Source organism: Bacteroidales bacterium, assembly GCA_018334875.1.
In the GTDB taxonomy this organism is placed as follows: Bacteria; Bacteroidota; Bacteroidia; order Bacteroidales; family UBA12077; genus JAGXLC01.
In genome coordinates this window covers 1-10,071 of sequence record JAGXLC010000138.1, presented here as the reverse complement: position 1 = coordinate 10,071, position 10,071 = coordinate 1, and the positions used below count along the sequence as shown (strand labels likewise).

10 protein-coding genes are annotated in these 10,071 nt (G+C 42.3%); 5 read left to right on the top strand and 5 right to left on the bottom strand.

Annotated elements, in window-relative coordinates:
* The first annotated feature begins 171 nt into the window (after positions 1–171).
* The 3 genes from KGY70_11720 (at position 172) to KGY70_11710 (ending at position 2,365) form a co-directional block, all read left to right on the top strand.
* Entirely contained in the window at positions 172–1,578 is a 1,407-nt protein-coding gene (locus tag KGY70_11720; protein ID MBS3775849.1) for a glycoside hydrolase family 140 protein, read from the top strand.
* 133 nt (positions 1,579–1,711) lie between these two features.
* Entirely contained in the window at positions 1,712–1,894 is a 183-nt protein-coding gene (locus KGY70_11715) for a hypothetical protein (GenBank protein ID MBS3775848.1), read from the top strand.
* A 99-nt stretch (positions 1,895–1,993) separates the two neighbouring features.
* Positions 1,994–2,365: a hypothetical protein gene (locus tag KGY70_11710; protein MBS3775847.1), complete on the top strand. Its 372-nt coding sequence runs from the start codon at positions 1,994–1,996 to the stop codon at positions 2,363–2,365.
* 181 nt (positions 2,366–2,546) lie between these two features.
* Here the strand turns inward: KGY70_11710 and KGY70_11705 are convergent, their stop codons facing one another.
* The 5 genes from KGY70_11705 to KGY70_11685 all read right to left on the bottom strand — a co-directional run bounded on the left by KGY70_11705 (position 2,547) and on the right by KGY70_11685 (position 8,369).
* The gene (locus tag KGY70_11705; protein MBS3775846.1) at positions 2,547–2,780 is read right to left on the bottom strand and encodes an HAD hydrolase-like protein; all 234 of its coding nucleotides are present in this window, start codon (positions 2,778–2,780) and stop codon (positions 2,547–2,549) included.
* A 93-nt stretch (positions 2,781–2,873) separates the two neighbouring features.
* Positions 2,874–3,563, bottom strand: coding sequence for an energy transducer TonB (locus KGY70_11700; protein ID MBS3775845.1), 690 nt, complete (start codon positions 3,561–3,563; stop codon positions 2,874–2,876).
* A 122-nt stretch (positions 3,564–3,685) separates the two neighbouring features.
* Positions 3,686–5,614, bottom strand: coding sequence for a metallophosphoesterase family protein (locus tag KGY70_11695; protein MBS3775844.1), 1,929 nt, complete (start codon positions 5,612–5,614; stop codon positions 3,686–3,688).
* Between the two features lie 117 nt (positions 5,615–5,731).
* Complete coding sequence (locus KGY70_11690; protein MBS3775843.1) at positions 5,732–6,967, bottom strand: hypothetical protein; 1,236 nt, start codon at positions 6,965–6,967, stop codon at positions 5,732–5,734.
* Between the two features lie 286 nt (positions 6,968–7,253).
* A complete protein-coding gene (locus KGY70_11685; protein MBS3775842.1) occupies positions 7,254–8,369 on the bottom strand; it encodes a hypothetical protein in 1,116 nt (371 codons plus the stop codon).
* A gap of 14 nt (positions 8,370–8,383) precedes the next feature.
* On the opposite strand from KGY70_11685, the gene KGY70_11680 reads away from it, so the two are divergent.
* Both KGY70_11680 and KGY70_11675 read left to right on the top strand, forming a co-directional pair.
* Complete coding sequence (locus KGY70_11680) at positions 8,384–9,070, top strand: hypothetical protein (GenBank protein MBS3775841.1); 687 nt, start codon at positions 8,384–8,386, stop codon at positions 9,068–9,070.
* Positions 9,042–9,887 carry a flippase-like domain-containing protein gene (locus tag KGY70_11675; protein MBS3775840.1) on the top strand — a complete coding sequence of 282 codons (846 nt, stop codon included), beginning with the start codon at positions 9,042–9,044 and terminating at the stop codon, positions 9,885–9,887. The genes KGY70_11680 and KGY70_11675 overlap by 29 nt, the downstream gene beginning before the upstream one ends.
* The last annotated feature ends 184 nt before the right edge of the window (positions 9,888–10,071 follow it).

Genomic DNA, 10,071 nt, shown 5'->3' with positions numbered 1-10,071 from the left:
AAAATTAGATTGTCATTGGTTGTCATTAGGTAGTCATTAAGCGGTCATTGAGCTGTTTGACAGGAGTTTGACAAAGAGTTTGAATGTTTGATGGTTTGAGGTTTGAAGTTGGGGAGTTAGTAAGTAGTATACAGTAAGTAGAAATACGAGTATAATAAATAATTAATTGCCATGAATTCACGCGTTGCACTATTTATAGCACTTGTTTTATTTGTCCCGTTTCTAACAGGTGCGCAGGAATCTAAATGGAACGGCCCTTCCGTTGATTTTAGCCACGGTCAGCTTCAGGTTTCTCCCAATGGCAGGTATCTGCAATTTGAAGACGGCACCCCGTTCTTTTATCTGGGTGATACGGCCTGGGAGCTGTTCCACCGTCTGGATAAGGAGGAAGCGGAAAAATATCTGGAGAACCGCCGGGAAAAGGGATTTACCGTAATCCAGGCAGTGGCGCTTGCCGAGCTGGATGGGCTGAACACTCCCAATCCTTATGGAGAAACCCCTTTGATTGATAACGATCCTACAAAGCCGAATGAAGCCTATTGGGAGCATGTGGATTACATCATCAACAAGGCGGAAGAAAAGGGCTTGTTCATTGGCTTATTGCCCACCTGGGGCGATAAGGTGGATCCACAGTGGGGCGTAGGTCCGGAAATATTCAATCCTGAAAATGCTTATGAATACGGTCAGTGGATTGGAAAGCGGTATAAAGATGAACCCAACATCATATGGATCATTGGCGGTGACCGGACATGCGGCGGCGACAATTATCCCGTTTGGGATGCCATGGCCAGAGGCATTCAATCGGTTGATTCCAACCACCTGATGACATTCCATCCGCAAGGTGGCACAAAATCATCTACTTGCTTTCACGATGCGGACTGGCTTGATTTCAACATGTTGCAATCGGGGCACAGCGATAAATTCATCTCAAACTATGAAAAGATACATGCTGATTATGAACTGTTGCCGGTAAAGCCCTGTATGGATGGGGAGCCTTGCTATGAGGATCATCCCGTAAGCTGGGACCCCAAAAACGGCTGGTTCGATGCAGAGGATGTTCGCAGGGCTGCTTACTGGGCTCTTTTTGCAGGCGCACACGGACATACCTACGGATGCCATCCTATCTGGCAGATGCTGCATGAAGGTCAGGATCCTATAAGCGCAGCCCGGCATACCTGGGACGAGGTGCTGGACCTGCCCGGTGCCTGGGATATGACCCACGTAAGAAAACTGATGCTCTCCCGGCCCTATTACAGCCGCATACCCGATCAAAGCCTCATTGAATCAGAAGAAGGGAATTATGCCAATCATGTGGCAGCCACCCGGGGCAATGGATATGCCATGGTTTATCTTCCCGCCAACAGGGAAGTTACTGTAAACCCGGAAAAATTAAGAGCGGATACGATGGTTGCCTGGTGGTATAATCCCCGCACCGGCGCATCAAATAAAATAGGAGAATTCGGGACAGACCAGGAACAGCATTTCAGCACACCGGTTAAGGGTGTGGATTGGGTGCTGGTGCTGGATGATGCAGACAGAGATTTTCCAGAGCCCGGCAAGGCTTTCCTGAATAATTAAGGGTTTGGATTGCCACGAATGCACGAATAATAATCCATTTGTGCATCTGTGGCTATATATTTTCCATCAAGAAGATTGTATTTTGGATTTTTTCATTTGAAATTTATATCTTGCAAAAAAAAGGAGGATCATTATGTCACATGAAGCAAAAAGCAATCCGCAGAACAGCGCTGTTTACGGTTTGGGATTCATCGGAGCAGCCATTTTTTTTATCTCCCAGGCTACCACTTTTTGGATGGGTGTGCTGGGTTTTCTTAAAGCAATCGTATGGCCGGCTTTCCTGGTTTATGAAGCATTTAAGCATTTGGCGGGATAGCCTTAAATTACATTGATTTACAAATGGTATTTTTATAAAAGATTGATGGGTTAATTTTCCCTGATGTCCTTGTTTGTTTAACAATTAAATATATAAGCTATGAAAAAATACACTACCTTTTTGTTTATAGTATCATTGGTGCTGATGATACTCGGGTTTCTCACAAGCAAGATAACCACAGAAAGCTTTCAGTACATCTCGCTTACGGGTTTTCTTTTTGCCATTCTGAAGATCCTTTTGATTACCATAACCATTTCCCTGGCAGCTGCCATGACGCTGCCTGCTCTGGTAATCGATCTGATCATGATGTTGATAGCCGGATACGGCCTGCTTGTCACAAGTTCCCTATGGAATATCGTGTGGAATGAATATACCATGGATTGGTTTTGGCAGAGCACCGAGGGCTCATCGCTCTTTTTTTCCACCCTGGTGTTGATCATCATTACGGTGTTTGTTTATAGGAAGGGGTAACGTAATTGAATTCATGGATATAAAAGAAAAAAGAACGCATATTTTTTCCAATCAAGGGAATCCATATGCGTTCTTCCGCCCATGAGAAACCAAACCCAAACCTTAAATTATAGTTCAATTACAACATCCAGATTTTTGTGCATATCCACAAACCAGTTGCTAATTTTATATTTTATGACTATTATAAATAGGTTGCATTGTAAGTCTGAAATTCCTCCTTAATAAGATAAGGTAGTTCCCGGACACTCGGAATGATATGGGTGTGCCTGCACTCCCTGAGTTTTTCTTTGGTAAAAGCTCCGCTCTGTAAACCGATATTCCCCTTGCATCCTGCATTGAATCCTGATAGCAAATCAGCCGGAGTATCTCCAATCTTAATTACTTCACATTCACTTTTAATATCTAATTTTTCCATTGTATAAGGCCTCAGAACAGATATTCACTCCATTTGCTTCTCATATAAGTTAAGGCTAAAATCATATAATGGTTTGGAATAAATCTTGTTATACTAATCAAGGACAAAAGCAATTGGCATAGTAACAGATACTCTTACAGGTATGCCTCTTTGTTTCCCTGGTTCCCACTTGGGAGATTCCCGTATTGCCTCAACAGTAGCTTGATCAAGCACTGGATCAACACCTCGTAAAATGCCAACATTTTTCACAGAGCCATCTTTATCCACAATAAATTTGGTGTATACTATGCCTTCAATACCATTTTCTTTAGCAATCAATGGATAATCCAGATTTTTCTGTATATAATTGCGGAATTCATTCAGACCTTTCCCCATAAAAGTTGGCATATCTTCGACCGTAATAAAGACTTTATCCTCTTCTTCTTCCTCCTCTTCTTCCTGTCGAAAGACATCGACCAGTACCCGTGTATCCTGATCTGCTTCTGTTTCTTCAAGAATTAATTCATCTTCAATGTCTATATCATTGTCAACAATATTGAGCACCTCCGTGGTTTTGGGAGGAGGTGGCGGAGGGGGCGGCTTCTTCTCTTCCTGCCGTGTGATTGGCACATTTTCCTGTACGATTTCATCTGCCTCATCACTGGCAAAACCTGTGATTTTTCCAGGCTTGGAAGTCCATTCAAAGGCAATAAGCACCATTGCCAGTGCAACAACAAAACCCAGTTGCATAAAGACAACCCGTTTGTTTTGCAGATCAGCTTTTTTTGATTTTTTTGGCTCCATTTTTCACACCTATAATTTAAATTTTAAAACTGCTAAACAACGCAAATGTAGTTTAGTTAAGAGAGGTAAGGATTAAATTATCTGAAAGGAAACATTAAGGATATTTCAAATTTCAGACTTTACTATTTTTTAATTTTCATTAAATCCTTTACATAATCAAGCCTTTGACCGTTCTGATTATACACTTCCAGGGTCAGCCTGCCGTTCTTCAGAGATATAAGGCTGTAATTGAATTGTGAGGTGTAAAGAGCCACGTCTTCAGTCCAGGGTACCTTTTGCCGGGAGTAATAGGGAGCTCCCCCGCCGCCGCTGGTAATATGCCAGGTAGGATAACGGAAGTTCTTATTGGGAGATACAGCGTTAAGCCTGCCATCTCCGTCGGTATCATCACTCATCACGCCCACCGGCGTATTTTTATCAATCCGTGTTCTGTGATAACCATGTTCATCGGAGGTAAGCACTGCAGCTACCTTTTTTGAACTGCTAACGGCCTCCCATAGTTCATTGCGCACTTCGATGATGCCCTTTTCTTCAGGAAGGGTTTTACCGTTTCGATACGTGTATGCACGCACGTTGTTATTGCCTTCATACCACATGGCGTCTGAAACATGGCCACCATTTGGAAAAACCGGTTCCTGGGCATACAACAGAATGGCCTTGACGGAAGGATCTTCCTCCCCCGACTGAATTTGCCGTTTGATCCAATTCATCTGATCGGGCATGATGTAACCCTCCGGGGATCCCCCGTAATCACTTATGCTTTGTTCATCCGTATACCAGTAATTGTTGTTAAAGGCAATTATCTTCAAAGCACCGTATTGAAAAGCGTAAACCTCTTCCTTATATTCCGGGCGTCTTTCATCCGAAAGTTCGGGAGCATTTTCCGGCAAGACCAATTCTTCGGCGAAAATGGCTTCGGCGCTCTCGTCGTATGGAAACTTATCCATCATGACATAGCTTGAATCCGCTGTTTTATAAATATTCAACAGAGATTCATGGTTGCCTTGAGCCGGATAAACGGCACGCAAATGCATAAATCCCTCCATAGCCTGCTTCCAGGCCTTCAACTGGGTTTTGAAATCTTCCGTATCAGTTGTATAGCCATTAACAAGATCGCCTCCGAAGAGAAATATTTCGGCTCCACGCCTGAGGGCATCATCAGCTAGCTGGCGAAGTATATAACGATTAACACCCATAAACTCGCGCTCCCCGCCTCCGACACCTTCCCGGCTGTCGCCTGCATAGGCAATGGTGATGTTTTCCTTTCCCTTCTCGGGGGCAGTAGTGAAAGTATATGCAGGGGACCGGGTTTTTCCGTTTTGCACGTAATATTCATATTCCTCATCATGCTTAAGGCCCATGATCTTAACTTCATGCTTTTTTGTTTTGCCGGTTTTATTTTCGAAAGACCCAACTCCTTCAACCACCACTTTGCCTGGTGCTGTTTGCATAGTTTCCCAGGCAACAGTAACGGAAGTACCGTTTTCATAACCATCGTCGCTTCGGGTCAGGTACACAAAAGGTCCCTCGATAATCGTAGTTGCCAGATGAAAGGTAGTATCTTCAGGACGAACCCAAAAATCCACCAGAAAATCGTGCAATCCGTAATGGGTCGCCTCATCTTCCAGATTCTTCCAGAGATCGAGTCTGACAGACAGGGTTGCTTGCTTCCGTAAATCCTTACCCCAATCGTTTGCATCATACTTCGGAGTATAAAGTCGGGAGATGGGTATTACCCCTCTTCCATTATTGAGTGGACTTCGCATCCGGTACCGACGATAAGTTATATCGGACTCCTCCTCTTCAAAAGGATATGGCCCGGAATAGATGGTACCCCGGAGATTGGAATCATCGAAATCAATCAACAATCCCTGCTTGTTTCCTTCTTTTTTAAGTGCCGTATATATCTGATCCAGACTGATTTCATTACTGAGCCCGCCTGAAACTTTCTTTCCATTCGGAATCCTGACGGGCAATTCCTGCGCATGAATAACAGGAGCCAGAACAAACAGAATCAGATAAATGAGATATGTGTAAGTATGTGTTTTCATAAGCCATTATTTTTTATTTTATTCTTATTCGATTTTCGATTTGATGCTATATATAATCAAAATTAACGATAAATGGGCTCAAAGATAAAGGAACTGAGCATGTCTGATATCAGTTAATCAGTCAAATGTTCTGCTTCTTTTTTGATAAAGCTTGTTAACAGACAAAGATAAACCTTTTTTTGCCCTGACAAGTTTTATAGCGCCCGTTAAAAGAAGGATCAATGTAAACAACAGGGAACTTATCAGAAGGATCTGAATTCTGTAAAGTATGGTCAGAAGAATATTGGCTTCGGGCAGGGATGCATTGACCGTTGGTTTATTTTCATTATACCGGAAGAATGGATTCAGGTAAAGGATGGCTTCGTCTGTTTCTGCTTCTACCCGTATGTAGGTGTCTTCGGGCGTAAAAAGATAGGCTGCCTGACTGGTATTATCAACCGTTTTCTTATGATCGCCATGATCGCCAATGAATGTGATCTTATCGGCAGGATGCCTGAAACGAACTTTCAACCTGTTACCTATAACCCGGGCTGAATGAAGGAAGTTGGAGTTTTTATGTTCTTTTCTGTTATTTACCCCGTAGTGACATCCCTTTCTGAGCGCTGACATGATGCTTTCCCGGCTTTTATGACCGGCTCCTATCATATTCCAGTTCACAAATGTATCGTTTTCCTTATAGATATCGTGTGAATCGTCGTTGGCCAATATCCAGCAAAGATTGCCTGAACTTAATGCTGCATCCCAAATAGAGAATGACTTTTTATAATTGTTCAGGACTTCAATGAAATCGTATCCCCTGAGCTTCCCCATATCATCCTCTTGAAAAGCATTTCGTAATTTCGGATGAGCGATGGCTATCATACCGCCATTTTCCTTTAACTTTTCAATAATCCTTTGTTTCTGATGGGCATTCTGCCACAGAAAAAAATCTGCGAAGCTCGGCTTGCTGCTGTTTAATACGATGTGATGGTTTAGTTTGAGATTCACGCCGTGTTCATAGGTGGGAATATATAAACCACCCTGAGGAGGCGGTGTTATCTGCTGGTAATTGCTCAACCCCACCACGTCGTAACCATTATCATAATAATGTTGATATACCTCTTCGGGGGATTGATGTCCATGTGTGACCCCTCCCCAGGCCAGCGAGTGACAGTGAAAATTAGCCCTCATCCATCTCCCATTGAAATCTTCATAGGGATTATAGAAGGAACTTCCGTTAAAAGGCTCATTCCTTTCAAAGTTGTATATAACCGTATTGAAATATTGCAGGGATATTAGGAAGAGCGGAATAAGTATCAATAAAACCAGGGTTTTAAGAAAAATCCTTAATGTAGTGACTAACCTTGTTTTCATACTTCGGATCTGTTTTGATTTGATCCAAAGATGGTACTCTACTGTTAAGTATATCTAAAACCCGTATTGAGAAATCGATATGTTTTTATTAAATAAAATATAATTTAAAGTTACCGGTAATAAAAGTCATCAGGAAAGAGCTGAAAATCTGGTTCATTAAGCTTAATATAAAATTTACAGACCAAACCATGAGTCCACGGGGGGAGTGCATTCCCGATTGTTTCCAACCACGCTCTTTTAGTTCATTCTTTTTTGGAAAAAATTGGGAATGCTCAACAACACCCATTCAATCCTTCTTAAGGATCAGGGTTGTATGACCTTCAAACAGGTCTTTCCTTTCTTTGTACACTGTTAATTCAGGGAAAGAAGAGAGAAGCGCTTTCCTATAATTCTTCCTGGAGATGATGTATCCTTTTTCCATGGTGTTCAGCTTTTTCTCAAGGTCCTGTAAATTATGATACATGGGTATCTCTTTTCGGTAATAAAAGACAAAGGAAGGATTCATCCTTTTGTAACCAATCAATTCGTAATGCTCATTCAGGCTCGAAACGAATTCTTCGGCAATGGATTTCTGAGAAACGACAGGCAGCATAAAGGCATGCAACAGTATGTTCACCAGTAGAAATGACGAACCAAGCCATATGAATGCGTTTCTGAAGCGAGCACGGTAGAACCGGGTGATTGCAAAGATAAATCCCAGGGGCAGGGGAATCAAATAATAGGCCAGGTAGCTCATTCCCTGTAGATTGACATCGTATTGCACTCCAAAATACAGGCCAATGGGAAGGAGAAGACTGATCACCAAGCCCATCCAAAGTGCCATTCCTACTTTATATCGATGGTATTCTCTTTTGCCGGCATGAGCAATAAAGGCGGCAATCAATACAGCAGATGCGGGGAAAACGGGCATGATGTAATTGGGAAGCTGAGTATCAGAAAGCGAAAAAAATAAAGTAAACACACCAATGTAGAGCAAAAGAAAATAGTAAATGTGATTGCTTCTGTTTTTAAAGGCATAGATCATGCTTTGGATCAATAAAGGGGAAAACGGCAGCATTCCCAATAAAAGGTAAATCACCGTAAGAAAATAAATTCCTCCGTGACCTTCCATGGTATCAGTATACCTGGTGAGGTTATGCTTCAGGAAAAAACCTTCGGTCCAGGCCATATCTGTTTTAATGGAAACCAATATATACCAGGGAGAAGCAATCACCAAAAACAACAATATACCCTGAAACAGCCTGAGCTTCCCAAGCTTCTTCCAGGTAAACTGTCGGGTGAGTAGCAAAAAAGCAAGAAGGACCAGTGCAGGCAGCGCAACTGCCACCGGACCTTTGGTCAGGAATCCCAATGCAAAGGCAATATACATTCCCCATAGATGGGGATTTACAAAATGATCCAAAAGATATCCCCCCCATGCTTAATAAACTAAAAAGTGAAGAACTCGATATGGTTGCCGGAATCCGGAAGAACCGCAGGGACGGTATATTTTTGAGAAAGATACCCAGTAAAATAGCCAATTACATCATTCGCCTTACCACCCGTGTGAAGATGAAAGACTATGGATGTACCCTGAAAGTAATTAAAAGTGATACAGCGAAGGACCTCAATCTCTACGGGGAACTGCACCGGTATATACCGGTTCTTGCCAGTCTGGATGGAGCCATGATTGGCCAGATGAACGTCCATCATCACAGCAGAAAGCATGGCAAATCAAAATATGGCATCAACAGGACCTTTAAAGTGGTCAGCGACCTGCTCTTTATGCTGTTCATGAAGAAATACATGAGCAAACCCATGCATCTTTTCGGTAATATAGGTTTAATGGCATTGTTTGTAGGTATATTCATCAATTTCTACCTTTTGTATCTTAAAATCCTGGGTCAGGATATATGGGGAAAGCCGCTAATGATACTGGGAGTAATAATGTTGGTAGCAGGCTTTCAGCTCATTACCATCGGGATTATTGCCGAGCTACTTATACGGACGTATTATGAATCCCAAAAAAAGAGACATTACAAGGTAAAAAGCATTACAATTGGAGAAAAACAGGAAGGGGATAAGGTACTCAGGGATGAGAAACATATTGAAGGTTCTGGTTAAGCTCATTATTTCACTGGGTGCACTGTATTTTGTTCTCAGGCAAATTGAACTCCCTCAAATCATCAACCTTTATAAGAGATCAGATCCGGTTTATCTTTTGTTAGCCATTGCATTGTTTGCCCTCTCGAAGATCATATCGGCTTACAGGCTCAATCGATTGTTTTCGATGACCGGTATAGACCTGTCACAAAAAAAGAACCTGCAGCTCTACTGGCTTGGCATGTACTACAACATATTTCTGCCAGGCGGGGTGGGCGGAGATGGCTATAAAACCTATTTACTGAACCGGCAGTTTAAAAAACCTGTAAAAACCATACTTACCGCGATTTTGGTTGACCGGGCCAACGGTATGTTTGTTCTTCTTATTCTCAGTTGTCTCTTTTTCTCGGTTACGATAGAACCGAAATGGCTCAGCATAACCCTAGCCGGAATGATTCCCCTGGGTTACCTGATCTATTTCCTGATCATGAAAAGATTTTTCCCGGTTTTTAAGGGATTCATCCATACAATCAATGTTTATTCCTTACTGGTACAGGTCTCCCAGATTGTTATGATCATTATGATATTGCATTCCTGGGGGATCGAAGACCATCTTATTATCTATACGGCCATTTTCCTGGTATCTTCCGTTGTGGCCATTCTCCCCATAACAATTGGCGGAGCCGGTGCAAGGGAGCTTACCTTTTTATTCTTCTCCGCTTATATGACTTTTGATCTGAATGCCGCGGTAGCGCTAAGCCTGATGTTTTATCTGATCACGCTTTTGGTGTCACTGGGGGGTATGATTTTCTCGCTTAAAAAAGTGCGGTTTGAGTGAACTCCATCCCATACCCGGAGTTCCTTTATAATCATCGGCATCCCTTTACATGAAACATTTTTTAAAAGGCTTCACGCAAAGGTCGCAAAGATTTAACACGCCCGACTGCCGACGGGCAGGCAAAGAGCGCAAAGAATCTTTTTAAAGTTTGAGTTACTATAATAAATTGATGGTATTAACACTA